General features: G+C 57.8%; 19 protein-coding genes, 1 tRNA gene and 1 pseudogene. 9 read left to right on the top strand and 12 right to left on the bottom strand.

The window, feature by feature from the left end:
- Positions 1–92 precede the first annotated feature (92 nt).
- The gene (locus tag HX807_RS07345) at positions 93–1,049 is read left to right on the top strand and encodes a GlxA family transcriptional regulator (RefSeq protein ID WP_173883067.1); all 957 of its coding nucleotides are present in this window, start codon (positions 93–95) and stop codon (positions 1,047–1,049) included.
- Positions 1,050–1,314: 265 nt separating this feature from the next.
- Positions 1,315–1,851: a spore coat protein U domain-containing protein gene (locus HX807_RS07340; RefSeq protein WP_102606117.1), complete on the top strand. Its 537-nt coding sequence runs from the start codon at positions 1,315–1,317 to the stop codon at positions 1,849–1,851.
- A gap of 100 nt (positions 1,852–1,951) precedes the next feature.
- Here HX807_RS07340 and HX807_RS07335 read toward each other — a convergent pair whose 3' ends face one another.
- The 3 genes from HX807_RS07335 to HX807_RS07325 all read right to left on the bottom strand — a co-directional run bounded on the left by HX807_RS07335 (position 1,952) and on the right by HX807_RS07325 (position 3,855).
- Positions 1,952–2,332, bottom strand: coding sequence for a DUF1090 family protein (locus HX807_RS07335; RefSeq protein ID WP_003207691.1), 381 nt, complete (start codon positions 2,330–2,332; stop codon positions 1,952–1,954).
- A 239-nt stretch (positions 2,333–2,571) separates the two neighbouring features.
- A complete protein-coding gene (locus tag HX807_RS07330; RefSeq protein WP_177049631.1) occupies positions 2,572–2,892 on the bottom strand; it encodes a hypothetical protein in 321 nt (106 codons plus the stop codon).
- Between the two features lie 6 nt (positions 2,893–2,898).
- Positions 2,899–3,855, bottom strand: a complete 957-nt coding sequence (locus HX807_RS07325) for a glycoside hydrolase family 6 protein (protein WP_177021942.1) — start codon at positions 3,853–3,855, stop codon at positions 2,899–2,901.
- Positions 3,856–4,000: 145 nt separating this feature from the next.
- Between HX807_RS07325 and HX807_RS07320 the strand changes: the two genes are divergently transcribed.
- Complete coding sequence (locus HX807_RS07320) at positions 4,001–4,519, top strand: DUF1993 family protein (protein ID WP_177049629.1); 519 nt, start codon at positions 4,001–4,003, stop codon at positions 4,517–4,519.
- Between the two features lie 80 nt (positions 4,520–4,599).
- Entirely contained in the window at positions 4,600–4,923 is a 324-nt protein-coding gene (locus tag HX807_RS07315) for a helix-turn-helix domain-containing protein (RefSeq protein WP_003207700.1), read from the top strand.
- Between the two features lie 34 nt (positions 4,924–4,957).
- Here HX807_RS07315 and HX807_RS07310 read toward each other — a convergent pair whose 3' ends face one another.
- Genes HX807_RS07310 through HX807_RS07300 form a run of 3 tightly spaced genes read right to left on the bottom strand, consistent with a single transcriptional unit; the run spans position 4,958 to position 8,662 of the window.
- Complete coding sequence (locus tag HX807_RS07310; protein WP_102606119.1) at positions 4,958–6,331, bottom strand: hypothetical protein; 1,374 nt, start codon at positions 6,329–6,331, stop codon at positions 4,958–4,960.
- A gap of 4 nt (positions 6,332–6,335) precedes the next feature.
- On the bottom strand, positions 6,336–7,523 hold the full coding sequence (locus tag HX807_RS07305; protein ID WP_008435073.1) for a DUF6384 family protein: 1,188 nt from the start codon (positions 7,521–7,523) through the stop codon (positions 6,336–6,338).
- Positions 7,523–8,662, bottom strand: a complete 1,140-nt coding sequence (locus HX807_RS07300) for a merozoite surface protein 3b (RefSeq protein ID WP_102368910.1) — start codon at positions 8,660–8,662, stop codon at positions 7,523–7,525. The genes HX807_RS07305 and HX807_RS07300 overlap by 1 nt, the downstream gene beginning before the upstream one ends.
- 211 nt (positions 8,663–8,873) lie before the next feature.
- Between HX807_RS07300 and HX807_RS07295 the strand changes: the two genes are divergently transcribed.
- Positions 8,874–9,482 carry a LysE family translocator gene (locus tag HX807_RS07295; protein ID WP_032899362.1) on the top strand — a complete coding sequence of 203 codons (609 nt, stop codon included), beginning with the start codon at positions 8,874–8,876 and terminating at the stop codon, positions 9,480–9,482.
- 822 nt (positions 9,483–10,304) lie between these two features.
- Positions 10,305–10,391 (top strand) — tRNA-Leu (locus HX807_RS07290).
- An 80-nt stretch (positions 10,392–10,471) separates the two neighbouring features.
- Here the strand turns inward: HX807_RS07290 and HX807_RS07285 are convergent.
- Positions 10,472–10,882: pseudogene (locus HX807_RS07285) on the bottom strand (tyrosine-type recombinase/integrase); the annotation flags it as partial.
- Positions 10,883–11,145: 263 nt separating this feature from the next.
- A complete protein-coding gene (locus tag HX807_RS07280) occupies positions 11,146–11,472 on the bottom strand; it encodes a DUF4406 domain-containing protein (RefSeq protein ID WP_102606121.1) in 327 nt (108 codons plus the stop codon).
- 49 nt (positions 11,473–11,521) lie between these two features.
- On the opposite strand from HX807_RS07280, the gene HX807_RS07275 reads away from it, so the two are divergent.
- Positions 11,522–12,010 (top strand): hypothetical protein, encoded by a 489-nt coding sequence (locus HX807_RS07275; RefSeq protein ID WP_102606122.1) that lies wholly within the window; start codon positions 11,522–11,524, stop codon positions 12,008–12,010.
- Positions 12,011–12,023: 13 nt separating this feature from the next.
- Here the strand turns inward: HX807_RS07275 and HX807_RS07270 are convergent, their stop codons facing one another.
- A complete protein-coding gene (locus HX807_RS07270) occupies positions 12,024–12,947 on the bottom strand; it encodes a DNA cytosine methyltransferase (protein ID WP_102606123.1) in 924 nt (307 codons plus the stop codon).
- A 62-nt stretch (positions 12,948–13,009) separates the two neighbouring features.
- On the opposite strand from HX807_RS07270, the gene HX807_RS07265 reads away from it, so the two are divergent.
- Positions 13,010–13,453 (top strand): hypothetical protein, encoded by a 444-nt coding sequence (locus HX807_RS07265; protein ID WP_146013737.1) that lies wholly within the window; start codon positions 13,010–13,012, stop codon positions 13,451–13,453.
- Between the two features lie 96 nt (positions 13,454–13,549).
- Here the strand turns inward: HX807_RS07265 and HX807_RS07260 are convergent, their stop codons facing one another.
- Entirely contained in the window at positions 13,550–14,146 is a 597-nt protein-coding gene (locus tag HX807_RS07260) for a hypothetical protein (RefSeq protein WP_102606125.1), read from the bottom strand.
- A 121-nt stretch (positions 14,147–14,267) separates the two neighbouring features.
- Between HX807_RS07260 and HX807_RS07255 the strand changes: the two genes are divergently transcribed.
- Positions 14,268–14,825, top strand: coding sequence for a hypothetical protein (locus HX807_RS07255; protein ID WP_102606126.1), 558 nt, complete (start codon positions 14,268–14,270; stop codon positions 14,823–14,825).
- A gap of 40 nt (positions 14,826–14,865) precedes the next feature.
- Here HX807_RS07255 and HX807_RS07250 read toward each other — a convergent pair whose 3' ends face one another.
- Positions 14,866–15,177, bottom strand: coding sequence for a hypothetical protein (locus tag HX807_RS07250; protein ID WP_102606127.1), 312 nt, complete (start codon positions 15,175–15,177; stop codon positions 14,866–14,868).
- Between the two features lie 300 nt (positions 15,178–15,477).
- On the bottom strand, positions 15,478–15,677 hold a 200-nt coding region (locus HX807_RS31505; RefSeq protein ID WP_218174049.1), incomplete at its 5' end, for a hypothetical protein.

Genomic DNA, 15,677 nt, shown 5'->3' with positions numbered 1-15,677 from the left:
TGCGATCAGAGTGAACGCATCCGGGAACTCACACCATTGGCCCAATGACCATTTTTCATTAGAATCGGGCCAATCTCGATCAGGCTCGCCCTATGAATAAAAGTGTGAAAGTTGCAGTCATCGCCTTTAACGGCATCAGCCCCTTTCACCTTTCTGTGCCGTGCCTCGTATTTGGTAAAGATCGCCGAGTGGGGGATTCGCCCTGGTTCGAATTGGTGGTGTGTGCGGGTGAAGAAGGGGCGCTGGTTACCAACGCCGGTTTCGCGATCCACTGTGACCATGGTTTGGACCAGGTTGCAGGAGCTGACATTGTCATCATTCCCAGCTGGCGGGACGTCACCGAAAGGCCGCCGAGCGCACTCCTCGAAACGCTTCAGGCAGCCCATGAACGGGGCGCGCTGGTGGTCGGCCTGTGCCTGGGGGCGTTCGTGCTTGCCCATGCGGGCCTGCTGTGCGACAAGCGGGCAACCACGCACTGGGCGTGGGCGGCGCATCTGGCGCGAGATTTCCCACGCATTGAAGTGGACCCCAAAGTGCTCTATGTCGAGGCGCAGCAAATCCTGACCTCTGCAGGCGTGGCCGCGGGGCTCGATTGCTGTATTCATATCGTCAGGCGGATCTACGGGCGGGGGGTTGCCAACGCGTTGGCGCGTCAACTGCTGGTTTCCCCCCATCGCGACGGAGGCCAGGCCCAGTTCATCAGCCAGCCTGTTCCTCAAGGCGCAAGCGACCAGCGTCTCGGCCAGTTGCTGGACTGGCTTCGGGCAAACCTGGAACAACCGTTGTCAATCGATCAAGTGGCGACGAGGCTGGCGATGAGTCGACGCAGTTTCACCCGGCACTTCAAGCAACTGACCGGCTCGACGTTTGGAAAGTGGCTCACGAATGAGCGAATCAAGGCCGTCCAACTGCAACTTGAAACCACCGACCATAGCGTCGAGTCGATCGCTGACGCTTGCGGGTTTGGTACAAGCCTGTCGTTACGTCAGCACTTTTTCTCGATCGTGGGCGTGAGCCCCACAACTTACCGGAAGGCTTATCATCGATAGGGGAGGTACCTGTAATTTCCGGGTTTCCACACCCGATTGCTGATGTGCAGCGACCAGGCAAAGACTGGCCAGTGATTCCTGCGGGTACAAGGCCGAAAAATTCTCCAGGCAACCTTCCGCAAGTGAAAGCGATTTGGCCTCGGGCTGGCAGTTTCCTTTTGACTGACTAACCTTCTACGCAGCGGCCATCCTTGTACAAGTGTCAAGGGTTCACCTCAGGGACCTGAACCGGCGCGCTGGGTTGGCAAGTCATAAGGAGAGCTTCATGAATGGACTTATCTCAAGAGTCTTACTGGCGTTGACGACACTGGCCTGGGTGTCCGGCTCCCAGGCCGCGACCACCGTCACCGGGCAAATCAGTGCGTCGCTGATATTGATCAACAGTTGCCTGGTCAACGGCGTGGGAGGCACTACAGGCTTGAATTTCGGTGCGTTGAACTTTGGTACCGCCAACACCCTGTATACCGAGGCTGATGGGCAAGTGCTGGGCGGCGGCGGGGCGCCTTTGTCTATTCAATGCTCGGCGGGTACTTCGCCGGTATTGACCATCACGTCCGGCGCCAATGATGGCAAATCCACCGGTGGAACGCGTGCCCTGGCAGACGGTGCCGGCCACTTTGCGCCCTATGACATCTACACCGACGCCGCCCACACGCAAATTCTTGCCAACAACGGCACTATCAATCTCGCGGCCAGCACCGGGGTTGCGCAAACGGTGAGCATTTACGGTAAATCACCGGGCAAGGTGGGTTTGCCTGCCGGTACTTACACCGACACAATTGCCGTCACGCTGACGTTTTGATTATGAGGCGTGTCGCCTGGGGTAAAGGGGACTGATTTACCTGGACAGTGCGATGCAGAAAAAAGCCCGCAAGCGCGGGCTTTCTGCCGGGCAGCCCGACTTACTTGAACAAGCCGCCAATTGCGTTGATCGCATCCGCAGCCTTGTTCACGTTTTGCTGGCGCTGAGGGTTAGTGTCCACTTGTGCCTGGGTGTTGTAGGTGCTGTTGCTGCAGCTCTTGTTGGTTTGTGTCAGTGCTGCCTGGAACGCGGTCGCGCGCAACGTATCGCCCTTGGCATTGGCCGCATTGATATTGGTCTGCAGGTCGCGGATCTGTTGCTGGCAGGAGGCACTGTTGGCGTTGACGGTGTTGTTGCTGTTGCCGGCACCCCCCAAGGCAGATGACAGGGCACCGGTGAGGGCAGACAGGTCGGCGGCGTGGGCGGGCAAAGTGAACAGGCTGAACAGGGCGGCGGCTGGGGCGAGTTTGGAAAGACGCATGGCAAACCTCAATGTTTTATTGCCTGCGCATCTCCGGGGGCCCGAGCAGGCGCAGAACAATATCCGTATAGAGGTGAGCGCTCGGGTGGGGCGAAATATATTTGGTCAAATTTTGACCTTCAACCGTGAAACTCCATAAATGTGAGTTGTTTCACGTTGTTTGTCTGGCATTGACGACGTATCAAGGTGAGGGCACGAGCCCGAGTGATGCGCGATGCAAGCTGAAACGCCTGGGTGCTTCACTTGGCGCAACAAACACCCGATAGCTTCACAAGCAGTGTCAGCGCGACGATTGCCCAGCCAGAGTTGAGTGCGACAAACATCCATTCCGGCGGATTTGTACCCAGGAAAATCGTCGAGGTAACCGTCAAGAAAACCATCAAAAGACCAATTGGGAGCCAGAACCAGAGGTGTTTCTGGCGCTGGCACACCTCTATGTGCAGCGGGCTATCTTCATGGAGCGTCATGTGTTTTCGGCCTCGGTAACCTGCTGCTTCCCTGCCGATGTTCAGCTCAAGAGCGCTATCCTGAGCAATGAGTCCGGGTGATGCAAGGCTCATTCGCCGTTAGTGTCCATCAATCAGGCGAAGTGCCAGTTCGGCACTGAAGGTGCCTGCCGCCGGGCCTTCATGACAATCGGTTTTCGTCGAAGACGCACCGTCTGAATTGCCCGGGAGTTTGATCCATAGGGCAACCAACCGTGGCGAAAGCACTTGCGGTGGCATGCCCAGTCTGCGCCCCACCGGGTTGCACCAGTCTCCAGGATTCGCACCATTGCCGTTGCGGCTGGTATCCACCGCCACGGCTTTTGTATAGGCGTATTCGCTTAACAACCTGGCATTGATGGCATCACCATAACTGCGCACCTGGGCGAGGGTGTAGAAGTTGGCGATATTCAGGGCAAACCCCCGAATCTGTTTCACCCCGGCTGCATTCAACGCATCGGCCATGGCGCCTGGGGATTTCCAGCCTGGATTGCCAGCGTCCAGATAAACATCGACATGGCGTGCGCGCTGGTTGAACCCCGATACGGCGTAATTGATTAGCCCCAGCCGCTCGGCGCGCTTGTCCTTGTCCAGGCACTGCAGGTCTGCCAGTGCGTCCGGCTCCAAGATAACCAGCGCCGGCTGGTCTCCAATGCCTTTGATCAGTTGGTCTATCCAGCCCCGGTACTCCGCCGCTGCCGGTGCGCCACCCTTCGAGGCGCCACCGCTGCAGTCGCGGTGGGGCAGGTTATAGGCCACCAAAATCGGTGTTTTATCAGCACTGGCGGCAGCGGTTACATAGCGATTGACGCGCTCGGCCAGCGTTCCTATGGCCTGGCTGGTGCCGGTCAGCCACAGGGCACTGGGCACCTCGGCAATGGTTGAGCGGATGCTTGCAGTGGCAGGCGTATCGGGGTGCTGCTGGACCCACTGTGCGGCGGTGGACTGCGGGTTGACGTAGAACCCATCACTCGCCTGGGCAGCAGGCAGCATCGACAAGCAGATAAAGCCGGCGGCAAGGGTGGCGATCTTTAGCACGCTCTACACCAGTAAGAGGGGCGGGTGGCCAAGGTAAGTCGGCTCGCCGCTGACGTCACGTGAAGCTGCATGAAGCTTGCCGGCTAGCCGCGCAGACAGTGCCCATGGCATGCTCCCACGCTCAGCATCCAGTCAAGGAAGAACGATGTCGACCTATGTAATCACCGTCCCTTGCTTTGCGCAGATGTTGCGCTCGCTCAAGGGGCTTTTGTCCAAAGGCGAGGCGCATGCCGGCGAGTTGGGCTATGACCCGCGAAACCTGCTGAGCGCGCGGCTGGCGCCCGACATGCACACCCTCGCAACGCAAATCCGGTTTGTGTGCACCCAGGCCCAGGAATCGGTCCAGCGTCTCACCCATCAACCGCTGCCGGTTCTGAGCACACCCGCAACCCTGAGCGAGGCGCGTGGGTTGATCGAGCAAACCCTGCAAGCCCTTGCCTCGGCAGATCGCGAACTCATCGACAGCAGCGAGCGCGCTATCTCGATAGAACTTCCCGACGGTACTATTTTCGACATGACTGCCTACGAATACGCGGTCAATTGGGCCATTCCACAGTTCTATTTTCACCTGATGACCGTCTATAACATCCTTCGCCATAACGGTGTGCCGCTCGGCAAGGCCGATTACGTGCCGCATATGTTCGCCTTCGTGCGCACGCAATAGGTAGCCACCCGAATGAATAGACCCCGCTCCTGCGCATAAGCGTATGGTGGGTGTTAAACACGTTTATTGAGGTACCCGCCATGGACGATAAACTCGGCATCCGCCTGAAAGAGGAACGCAAGATCCTGGGGCTCTCCCAACAGGAGTTTGGTGCGATTGGCGGTGTGGGTGCGAATGCTCAGGTGCACTACGAAAGTGGCGCGCGGGCGCCCAAGTCCGACTACCTGATTGCCATCCGGCATAAAGGCGTGGACGTGCTTTACGTGTTGACGGGGGAAAGGGCGGTTATCAACCAGGCCACCCTGAGTGACAAGGAGACATTGATCATCAACCACTACCGCACGCTGGACGGGCTGGATCAGGATGCGATTGCGCAGATCACTTCCTCGTTGTCTGACAGCTAGCAACGAGGAAGTCCCGGATTTGCTTCGCGCCAGGCTAGAAGCTGTCGGTCGTCCTGAAGCTGCCGCCGCCTGTACTGCCTGACGTCGAAAAGCTGGCCGTGTTGTTATTGCTGCTTTCGACGGTGGCGACGCCAAGGACGACAGGGCTGATCGATGCGCTGACATAGCCTCGCGTCGCCCCTGCCGCTACCTGACTACGGCGCACGATTTTAAGGCCCCGGCCAAGCACATCCACAACCTGGCCAAGGGTTGCACCCTGAGTCATGTAGCTCTCTACCAGACGCTCGAAGTCAGTCGACAGGTCAAAATAAACATCGCGGCCGGTAAACGCATCGTTGCGAACTTTGCGCTCCAGGTCTTTGGCACGCTGGTAGCTGTTCTGGTGTACCACGGCCTCTTCCTGGGTATCCGCCAGTTGCTGTACCACCGCTTTCAAGCGCAGGTTCAGGGTTTGCAGTTGCTCGACGATCAGGTCGTCGGCGTCGTCCGGGGTGTGGCTGGCCAGGTCGATCAATTCGCCGATGCTGCGGGTTTTCAACTGGTCAGTGAGCAACTGGCGTGCGCGCTGGTACTGCGGGTCTTCGTTGCGTGAGTAGCTGCCGAGTTTTTCCTGGATGGCATTGGCCTGGCGCTTGGCGTTGTCGACTACGCGTTGCAGGGTGTCGAGCTCGGGTTGAATTGCGGCCTGTCCCAACTGGTCACGTGCCTGAGCCAGTTGCGCATCGACGCTGGCACTCAAGGTGCTGATCAGGGCGATGCGCTCGGCCTGCAAGGCCTCGTTTCGCTCACCAAGGGCGATCAGGCTCAGCTCGTTCTTGCGGTTGGCGAGGTAGTTCACCTTGGTCGCCAGCCAGTTGTCCATCCAGCGGTTCAGGCGGTTGCGCCGGTATTGGTCGGTGCCGAAGGCGTGTCCGCGCAGGTAGACGTAGACCAGGTTGGTATCAAAGGTCGGACGCTTCAGTGCGCACTCCTGGCGCAAGTCTTCATAACCGCTGACGTGTTCTCGGTGGGCGGCCTGGGCCAGGTCCAGTTGCTCGACCTGGCGGGCGTAGTCGGGGTTTTGTTCCAGGGATTGCCGGGCTTGCTGGTCGAGGGTGTCGGCTCGCGCTTGCAGTTTTTCCTTGCCCGCCAGCGCCTGGGCCACGGTCTGCTCAGCGTCGCGCAGTTGCTGGTGGAGCAGGTCCTGGGACTGTTGGCGCAGGTTCAGGGCGGCGACGACTTGCTCGTTCTGCGTGTTGCCCTGGTCCAGGTGCAGGGCCGCGATTTTACCCAGGCGCTGGGTAATGTCCTGCTCCAGCGCCAGTTGCTCGCCGAGCAGTTCAGACAGGTGCTGCTCGGCAGTGCGAATCCTCAGCTCGGCGTTGCGGGAGTTACGTTCGGTGATGCCGATCAGGGTGTCAGGCGTCATGTCTTCACCACTCCAATATCGTTTCGAGCGGGTCGGTGGTCCGTTGGCTCAAGTAGGTGACTTCCATCCTGCCGGCTGGCTTGCGGCCGACTACACGGTTGGTCAGGTGGCCGTCGTCGAGTTTGTCGGCCTTGACCTTCAGGTATTCGGCCTGCGGTACCCGCACAGCGAACTGGCTGGCCCACGCGCCGGTGCCGGTCTCACTGCTGACGGTGGGCAGTAGAACCGGTCTGTCCGACAGGTCGACGGCTTCGACAACCAAATACCAGCTCTTGCCCTGGGTCGAACCAGGATTGGAATTACACAGCGCCTTGTCGTAGCAGCGCTCGACACCGGACGGCGTGCCGGGCCGGTCGACAACCCGAATGGTCACCTCCTTGGGGATCAGTTCGGTGTTGGCACGCAGGGCCCTGAGTTGGCCGCCGGCTTTTTCGATCTCGAATTTCCCGATGAGGTCTTTGATCATGACCAGTTCGGCCTGCATGCCCCGCGTCGCTTTACTGTCGGCGGCGGGCAGGTGAATGTCGGCGACTTTGCGGGTCAACTCGTTGAGCTGGTCGGTCATCGGCTGGACTGCCTTGACCTTGGCTAAAAACGCCTCCAGCACGCCGATCTGCTCACTGGCGTAATCGACCCCGGAGGTATCGACCATGGCCAGGGCATGTTCGGCCTTGGTATTCAGGCGGGGCAGGGCACTGAACAGGTCGCCGCCCTCAATATAGGCCGGGTCCTGCTGCACGGCGCTCAGCCGAGCCTTCAGGTGGGCGATGTCTGATTGTTTTTGTGCCGCGTTCGTCTCGACGGCGATGGCCGCTCTTTGAGCCTCTTGGATCTCATGTCTGGCGACCATCACCCGGCTGCATTGCACCACCAGCAAGGTGACCGCAATGAGCTGGATGACGAGTATGCCGCGATGCCGCCTGAGCAATACTTTGCTCCAGAAGCGGTCAAGCGCACTCAGTTCCGGGGCCTCGAACACCAGGCGTTTGGAAAAGAATTCGCGCACGCCCTGATCGATCTGCGCTTCGGTAAATTGAATGCCGTTGTTCTGGTAATACTCGCGGATGCGCGCCGCCACTTCTGCGCGGCGTTGGGGCAGGCTCAAGTCCTTTTCCACCGCCATCTGCTGGTGGCGCAGTTGATCCACCAGCGCCATCGCGCCGAGTTGCTCGGAGAGAAGAATGTCGCTCATCAAGCGGCCTTGGTCAGCAATGCGGCGAACTTGCGTTTGGCCTCTTCGACGGCTTCGGCGATGTCACGGGATGCGTTGCTGGATTCAGCGCGGTAGGTTTCCGTCAGGCCGTGCATGTCCGTCTGGAAACTCAGGGTGGCGTCGGCCAGGGCGCGCACCGAGTCGACCTTGATGGTGGAGCCATAGCTGGCCTTGACCGCTGCTTCCAATTGGGTGTTGCCGGTGCTGCCCAGGGCTTCAAGGCCCTTGCTGATGCCGTCGGTGGTGGCGTTCAGCGTGTTGGTGGCTTCGGCCAGTCCACTGTTGCTGGTGAACGACACCGCGAGGCCGGTCAACACCACTTCGTTGGTAGAGAAGAACGAGACCATGCGCTGGTACTGGCGCTCCTTGATCACATGCACCTGGTTGATCCGGGCGAAGACCATTTCGGCCGTGTTGTAGCCGACCTTCAGGTCATCGGCGATGTCCTTGACGATCTGGTAGCGCTTGTCTTCGTCCTGCAGCGCGCGTACGGCTTCGTCACGGCGCAATTCCAAGGCCGCGCGTTCGGCCGGCGCCAGGGTTTCGGCAGCCGTGACTTGGGCGTTGGCCTCGTTTAACGCCTGGGTACGCTGCTCCAGGACCTGGCCGGCCAGGGCGAGCACTTGTTGGGCATCGACCTCGGCCGCTTTCATGGCCATGCGGAAGTCCAGGTAGGCTTCCAGAATCACCGTTTCCCGGGAGATCTGGTCATTGGCCGACTTGCACACCTGCAGGTAGTTTTCACGGATCTCGCTGAAGCGGCTGGGGATCGAGCCACGACGCAGGTTCATCCAGCTCAGCTTGAGCTTCTCCAGCGTATCCAGGCGCCCGTCATCCATCCAGCCGGCCATGGCGGCCGCGTCTTCGCGGATTGAGGTGAAGCTCTGGGTGATGTCCATGAAGCGTGTGGAGATATCCATGCCGGCAATCTGCTCGCGAACCACGCTGTTGAAGGTGGTCGACTGTTGCAGCACGGCAGCGATAGCGGTGACTTTGGCGGTGTCGTACTGGGCCACGCGGTCCAGCAATACCAGTACCGGTGCATCTGGAACCGGCTGCAGAAGATTGATGCCCAGGGTCCGCAGGCCCGTCAGCGCGCGGTCGAGGTAGTTGCTCATCGAGTGTCCTTTCAGGATGTGTTCAGCACAGTGTGCAGAGAAGGGCGCAAGTATACCGATCAATGAAGGCAAACCAATGGCAGTTTGGTTGGAGGGCGCTTATTGGCGAGCCTGGCGAAGTGTATGACCGTATCTACCCGTAGCTGTACGGGGCGCAGGCTGGCGCAACGTTCTACTGTCACGGCCACAGTACTCGTTCGGATGTCGCGCCATGCTCATGTCTTCAAGCCTGCTTTCAGCCTTCGCGCTGTTCGCCTTTGTGTCCTCAATCACCCCAGGTCCCAATAACACCATGTTGCTGGCGTCCGGGGTGAACTTCGGTTTTATTCGCTCGATCCCCCATGCACTGGGCATCAGCATTGGCTTCATGTTGTTGGTGATCGCCGTGGGCCTGGGCCTGGGAGAAGTGTTCAAGGCGTTGCCGTGGGCCTACACCGTATTGCGTTATGTGGGGGCGGCGTATTTGCTGTACCTCGCCTGGAAGATTGCAACCTCCAGTGCGATGTCCGATGACACCGATGACAAGCGCAAACCCATGACGTTTCTTGGCGCGGCGGCCTTCCAGTGGGTCAACCCCAAGGCCTGGGTCATGGCATTGGGCGCGATCACCACCTACACGCCTGCCGAGGGTTATGTCACCAACGTGCTGTTGATTGCCGCCGTGTTTGCCTTGGTAAACCTGCCCAGCGTTTGCGTATGGGCCGGCTGTGGCAGCGGCTTGCGCAATGTACTGCGCGAGCCACGCTGGTTGCGGGTGTTCAACTGGTCGATGGCGGGGCTGTTGGTGCTGTCGTTGTATCCGATGTTTTTTGCCGGCTGACACGCCCTCTGACCTCCAGCGGGTTGCGTCAGCAGGCCATGGATCCTAGACCGGTGAGATGGTGGCCAGCAGACCAATTGCGATGGTCAGCGCAAGAAAACCGAACAGGAAAAATGCCATCTTAGCCATAAGGCCTCCGAAATGAACGGGCCGGCAGGACGGTTCCTGCCGGGCTCCACGGGCGTGTCGGGAGTGGGAGTATTGTCAGGGCAGGGCGGTTTTCGATACAGGGGCAGATGCAGAAGAAAAAAGCGTATCAGATGGGCCGGAGCGCCGCAGGAGCAGGAAAGCCGGGGATGATCATTTTGGGGTATCAGGGAATAAACAGCGGCTCAGTAACTTGTGGGCGGGACTGCTGAAGGAACTAACCTTTTGCGTGGAGTATCGTATCCACGATTTTCGTGGGAGGTTGAAGGCGAACTGCGTCGTGCGTGGCTATTCTCAAGCGGCGCTGGGAGGGTTCCTTGAAGTGATTTCATCGGGGCGAGTAGGCAAATGGGCAAGACATTGGCTGCGCTGTCGTTTTTGATGACCCTGGTTTGGGTTTCAGTGGTTATTGCGGTAATGACTTATTTTTCCTGATGCACGTGGGGCACGGGTGCGGCACCTGGTGAAGCGGTCGGTATCGCCATTGCCCACTCCCGCCTGCAAAATCTGTAGATGACTGATCTGGCAAGCTTTTTTGTTTGCCAGGGCGCCGCTTGATTGTTTGAAAAAGCCCGCACCCGACCTTGCATCGAGGGGGCTGGATCTATATATTCCCTAGCCTGCTGCAACGCTCAAGGGCTTTTAACGCTGCTTGGCCTGCTGCATAGCGCTACCGCCCGAATGGCGAAACTGGTAGACGCATGGGACTTAAAATCCCCCGCTCGTAAGGGCGTGCCGGTTCGATTCCGGCTTCGGGCACCATCATATTCAAGGGTTTGCGGGGTTTTAGGACTTGGCTGGCTCTTTGTTTTTTTCCGCAATATTCTTCTCCTTTCCGCAATTCACTTCGTCGGCGTAACTTTTTTGCCGATGCGTTTGCGGATGTAGTTCTCTGTCATCACCACGGTTGTGTGCCCAAGCTGATCTCTGGCTTGCAGAATATCTCCGCTTGATTCCGCCTTATCGGTACCAGCCTTTGCGCGCAGGTCCCGCATCTGAAAGTCTGCCTTTTTTACGCCGGCAGCTTCTCTCGCAGCATCAAATCTCCCCCGTAACATACTGCTGGTCATGGGCTGCCCGTTGTCCATTACGATGAGCTTGCTGGAACGGATTTTATGGCTGTTTTTCCTGGCCAGTATTCGGTCGATCACAACCTTCAACTCCCCAACGATCTCAATTCGTCGCTTGGCTTTGGTTTTTCCTTGCTGCACAGCCAGGCGATCTTCCCTGATATCGCGCTCATACGAGTGCAGCCTATCGCGCTCCTGAGTCAATTCATCGATCCGCTCATCCGCTGCGGTCAGGCGCTGTTGCAGGGCGTCACGCTCCAGCTTCAGGATCTCCGCGCGCTTGAAATGCTCGCCGTGGAGCGCCGTCCACTTCTCGATCTGATCCTGTAGATAGGCTTCCCGATCCTGCGCCTGCGTCATCTTCTGATTGAAGTCGCTGGCGTGGACCCAAAATCCCGCTCGGTCAGACGCACCAACACCCTGTCGCGTGAATCGATCTACTCCGCTCATACAGCTTCCCTCGTTACTAGATCATGGGCATTCACAACCGTCATGCCGAGGCGTTCGGCGATCAGGACTTCCAGGCGGGCACCCTTTGAATGCTCCCAGCCGGGCAGGGTGGTCACGGTGTCGCAGTCCATAAGGGCGGCAATGTCTCGGCGCATGCAGTCGTTCCAAGTGCCGCCGTCAGGGTTGAGTTCGGCGGGGTTGGTGACGGTGTGGCCGCCGGCGCGCAGGTTGGTGGTCATGGCGTGGAAGGCGGCGAAGTTGAGGCCGGGTAGGCCGGTAATGGGGCCGCTGAAGTAGATCGTTTGGCGTTTCTCGTTAGGCATGCAAATATCTCTCGATGGAAGCTAAATCACTGCGCGAGGCGATAAAGGAATGGATGGCTCTTGGATTGCTTTTGTTGGTTCGGTACTTGCTTTGCTAGGCACGATCGCTGTTTCTGTTGTGAATCGACGGACTTTGATTCATACGTCTCAGCTACAAATGCAACAGGCGAGGCTCAGCGTGAATGCCTCAAGTTCGCTTGCCCTAATGACACAGCAAGCAGAAAGGTCAGCTGCTTTTTTCTCAGCGATTGAGCAGTTGGATAGGCTTACTCAAGACCCGCAATTTGAAATGGAAAAGATTCGGGTTATCGCTGAGAAGGTGAATATAGAGTCCGCGGTGCTGCAGCCGTTTTTGAATCGGGAGCTTGCATATACGGTCATGTGTTTGGCCCGCTCATATGACCAGCTAGCATCTGCAGAAAGCGCTGAGGCTGTAAGGGCTGCTACCGCGACCATGAAGGCAAAGCGCTCTGAGTTTTTGACTGGCTACGTTGAAAATCGGCAAAGTCTGATGGACGCTGCTAGACCAGCGATGTGATAAAGACGGCCAATTAAGCTGCGACCTTCAGAGCTTCGAGGATTCGCTGTCCGGCCAACGGCGGTACCGCGTTGCCAGTCATGTGCATGGTTAGCCGGTGGTTGTCCGGGCGCTGCGTGTCTTTCGGGAAGGATTGCGCGGCCATGGCCTCATCGGCAGTGATCATGCGCATCCGGTCACCGTCGACCACGGCCCATCGGTCCAGAGTGGTGATGGTGCCGATCGGGCGGTCCAGGCTCCGGCCGGTGAGGCCCGACCCTGAGCCGTAATAGGGCATCACGAATCGCTCGCCGAACCGTTCCCGGCCATTCTTCACGCGGGTCAGCGTCGATTCGGCACGACCTGGCTTGATGATCGGCGACCACTTGCCGGCGTCGAAGTCGATGATCTCGCTGGCTGCCACATGCTGATGCTGCTGGAGCTGCAGGTGGAGCGGAGCCTTGCTACGGGAGCAGACCATGAAGAGGCGGACCCGGTGTTGAGGAACGCCGAGGTCGGCGCAGTCCACGATGTGCGGAGCCAGCGAGTAACCCAGGTGCTGCATCGCGTCGGCCCAGGCCGGGTAGAGAATCCAGTCCATGAACTCCGGCACGTTTTCGATGATGGCGAAGTCGGGTCTGTTGACTTCTGCATTTGCCACCGGTGCCCAGGCCGTTGAGCGCGAGTTGTCGTGCTGCGGGTTGCCTGACGCCTTGCCGCGCGCCTTGGTGTGGCCCTGGCAGCACGGAGAGGCCAGCATCACGTCATGCTTTGGCACCTGAGACCAATCAGCCTGGTGTAGGTCCTGGCACACATGCTGCGTTTCCGGGTTGTTCCTGGTGTGCCACTCCACGGCCGCGGGCCAGTGGTTTGCAGCCCATAGAACATTGAGGCCTGCTGCCTTTCCGCCAGCAGTCCATCCGCCGAAACCGGCAAATAAATCGATAGCTGTGAGCATGTTATTTTCCTTTGTGATGGCGAATTGGTATCTTTTGTCTTTTATCGAACTGGATTTCAGACGTGGGTGTAATGACTTTTTTCGCGGATCCGTCGTGGTGGGTCTCAGTGGTGGTCGTTGGGATAGCAATTAACTTTTTTTCCTCTTACGCCAAGGGGTGGATCGATACCGGCCTGGGCAAGATATCTGAGAAATGGAGGAGTTCCTCCGATAGGAGAAAACAAGCACAGCAGGGCAAGATTGAAGAGTTGGCGCACAGTGAGTACTTACGAATGAAGGCTATGGGGACCGCGACTTATGTCCTCATTCGAGGTGTCAGCTTTCAGGTATTGGCTCTCATTGGAATTTATATGGCCGTATCTGCAGAAAAAATGCTCGCTAAAGAGCTTTTTGTAGGAATTGGGTTGGTAGCGATAGCGTGTCTGTCCATGTCCATGGCCTCCGTAGTGACTGCTGAAAGCATTAGGAAAAGTATTGAATCCGCAGATAAGATCAATCGAAACTAATTAAAGTTAAGTGTTCTTCGTGACCTGCATTCCACTGTTGCTGACTGGCGTGATTAGTTGATATGGGGTATTACGGGTGACCGGCATGGAGCCGGATCAAGCGGTGAGACGTTCGCCAATAACCTTGGTGGTGAACTGAATTGTGTACTCGGTGACAAGTTCGAACTCGCCGCCGCAGGTGTCGCAGGTCATGTTCTTGTCGCCGTAATCTTCAGACTCGATGTGGATGACCGTGGCGCAATGCGGGCATTTGCATTCGTCCTGGCTGCGATAATCCCACTCGTCATAGTCGGTCTCGGCGACCTTGGCCAGCGCGGCGGCTTTCGCAACGGCGTCTTCTGCGTCCTGGCAAGGTTTGCAGGTGAAGCCGTCAGGATGGCCCCACGGTGTTTCCGTGAGCTTCGAGCGGTGAGTGCTGCACAGGCGGCAAACGTCGTGCATGTCGCAGACGCTGTAGCTGTAACGCTCGCCGCTGCCGGTGCATTTGGCACAGCCAGACACCCAATACCAAGCACCATCGATGCGCTCTGCGTACAGCCCTTTCTCGGGGGCGGTGAGTTCTACATAAGGCAGGCCATTGCGGTGGGGCTTTCCGTGCCAGCCGTCATTCCAGATGCACTTCGAACCGCTGCGCGTGCGCTCGGTCCACTCGCCGGGAATTTCCGGGATCAGAATCTTGGTGTCCTTGCCCATGGTTAGTCTCCAGTCAGGCGCCGCCCTCCGTGACCGGTGGTGGCAATTTGGTTGGGGTTGGGGTATGTGTCTTCGGCGAAGGAGTGCGTCACGTGCGCCCCACTCGAAAAGGAGTAAGGATATGGCTGGATCAGTGTGGGAGGCGCTCTCGGCTATTGGCACGTTGGCAGCGGTAGGTGTTGCCTTGTGGTTTTCCGTTCAATCAATGAGGGCAAGTAGCCGGATTGAAACCGATCGAGCTCAGTTGGTGGCCGCCAAGATGCTCAGTCCAATATCAGCTCTTGAGCGAAAGGTGTCTTATCTTTTTCTTTGTTTTGCCGTCAATAATGAAGACCCTCCTGATCAGTACCTAAGCGTTTTGTTTGGTATTCAGGAACTCGACGTGATGGCCAAGGCGATTACCATAGAGGACTTGTATCCTCTACTTCATTTGGACAATCACGCAGCAAAACGAGCAGCAAGGGCGTTAGGTCTGATTCAGACATTTACTAGTGACGCTAACGCGATGCTTTCGCATCACTCTTGGAGCATTGTCGAGGGGCGTGAGATTCATCGCAAGAGATGGATTGTGATGCTCTCTGAGATTCAAGATCACCTGATTGTCGCGGTAAAAGTCTGCGATTTGGCTGCCGCGACGGGGGCACCCAGACCTACATCAGAAGAAATTCACGGGGAATAGCTGTCCATCTTCCGTTACCGGATGCAGCGAGTAGGGTGGGTTATGCTGGTTCGAAGCCGGTCTTACTGAACTCTTCAAGCTGTCGCGACTGCTTTTCTGTTATCTCGAAACCAGGTCGCGACATAGTGGCGAATCTGGCCGACTCATCGGCGGTCGCTGCTGCCAGATTGATCAGGAGGGTTGATACCGTTTCCTGCCATTCCTCAAAGTCATGCCGCTGGCCCAGCACTTGAAGCGCATCATCGAGCGCTTTCGAGACAATCAGCGTTCGCTTCTCGGCGCCGATCCGCTCGAGCAGCGCCTTCTCTTTCGCGCGCTTGTCTCGCTGGATCTGCGCGTTGTCCTTGGCCATGGCCTACCTCTTCGATTTCATGTGCTGGCAAATCAAGCCATGCCTGCCGCCGGCGTCGCACCTGGTTGTTGATGCGGTTCACGTGGGCAACAGGTATGAATTTTTCTATGTGGCTACGTAGTGCCATTGACTTGGATCCGGGTTGACTCGGATCCAGTCTTTTCGGTGCTCGGATATGAGGAACGGTTACCGCTATGAGCGATTGCAGCCAGTTACCGTATCGACCATATTGAGGTAGTGGCATGGGCCTTCTCAGTGCTTTTGAATGTCGGGATGCCACTCCTCGATGGTGTACGAGTGTCAGGCGATGTAGCTTGCATCCGTGATGTTATTCAACGTTTGGGCTGTGGTTGTGGCATCGGGAGCCGCCACTTTAAAACCCACCGTAGAAATGTTGCCGAGCAATGAACACTTTGTTGCACTGCCGATGGTGACAATTGACCCTCCTGATGCAGGCGGAAGATTAAATGTGTTCATCGCGAAACGTGTTGAGCTTGGAT

Source organism: Pseudomonas sp. D8002, from assembly GCF_013385695.1.
GTDB lineage: Bacteria > Pseudomonadota > Gammaproteobacteria > Pseudomonadales > Pseudomonadaceae > Aquipseudomonas.
Note: the sequence above shows the minus strand (reverse complement) of the source record. Positions and strands in the feature narration are given on the sequence as shown.

What these genes read in the sequence shown, in the direction of transcription:
- HX807_RS07295 (WP_032899362.1), top strand. Translation starts at nt 8,874, where the DNA reads ATGCTCATGTCTTCAAGCCTGCTTTCAGCCTTCGCGCTGTTCGCCTTT.
- HX807_RS07300 (WP_102368910.1), bottom strand. Translation starts at nt 8,662, where the DNA reads ATGAGCAACTACCTCGACCGCGCGCTGACGGGCCTGCGGACCCTGGGC.
- HX807_RS07345 (WP_173883067.1), top strand. Translation starts at nt 93, where the DNA reads ATGAATAAAAGTGTGAAAGTTGCAGTCATCGCCTTTAACGGCATCAGC.
- HX807_RS07270 (WP_102606123.1), bottom strand. Translation starts at nt 12,947, where the DNA reads ATGCTCACAGCTATCGATTTATTTGCCGGTTTCGGCGGATGGACTGCT.
- HX807_RS07305 (WP_008435073.1), bottom strand. Translation starts at nt 7,523, where the DNA reads ATGAGCGACATTCTTCTCTCCGAGCAACTCGGCGCGATGGCGCTGGTG.
- HX807_RS07275 (WP_102606122.1), top strand. Translation starts at nt 11,522, where the DNA reads ATGGATGGCTCTTGGATTGCTTTTGTTGGTTCGGTACTTGCTTTGCTA.
- HX807_RS07330 (WP_177049631.1), bottom strand. Translation starts at nt 2,892, where the DNA reads ATGAGCCTTGCATCACCCGGACTCATTGCTCAGGATAGCGCTCTTGAG.
- HX807_RS07320 (WP_177049629.1), top strand. Translation starts at nt 4,001, where the DNA reads ATGTCGACCTATGTAATCACCGTCCCTTGCTTTGCGCAGATGTTGCGC.
- HX807_RS07280 (WP_102606121.1), bottom strand. Translation starts at nt 11,472, where the DNA reads ATGCCTAACGAGAAACGCCAAACGATCTACTTCAGCGGCCCCATTACC.
- HX807_RS07260 (WP_102606125.1), bottom strand. Translation starts at nt 14,146, where the DNA reads ATGGGCAAGGACACCAAGATTCTGATCCCGGAAATTCCCGGCGAGTGG.
- HX807_RS07310 (WP_102606119.1), bottom strand. Translation starts at nt 6,331, where the DNA reads ATGACGCCTGACACCCTGATCGGCATCACCGAACGTAACTCCCGCAAC.
- HX807_RS07255 (WP_102606126.1), top strand. Translation starts at nt 14,268, where the DNA reads ATGGCTGGATCAGTGTGGGAGGCGCTCTCGGCTATTGGCACGTTGGCA.
- HX807_RS07340 (WP_102606117.1), top strand. Translation starts at nt 1,315, where the DNA reads ATGAATGGACTTATCTCAAGAGTCTTACTGGCGTTGACGACACTGGCC.
- HX807_RS07250 (WP_102606127.1), bottom strand. Translation starts at nt 15,177, where the DNA reads ATGGCCAAGGACAACGCGCAGATCCAGCGAGACAAGCGCGCGAAAGAG.
- HX807_RS07315 (WP_003207700.1), top strand. Translation starts at nt 4,600, where the DNA reads ATGGACGATAAACTCGGCATCCGCCTGAAAGAGGAACGCAAGATCCTG.
- HX807_RS07335 (WP_003207691.1), bottom strand. Translation starts at nt 2,332, where the DNA reads ATGCGTCTTTCCAAACTCGCCCCAGCCGCCGCCCTGTTCAGCCTGTTC.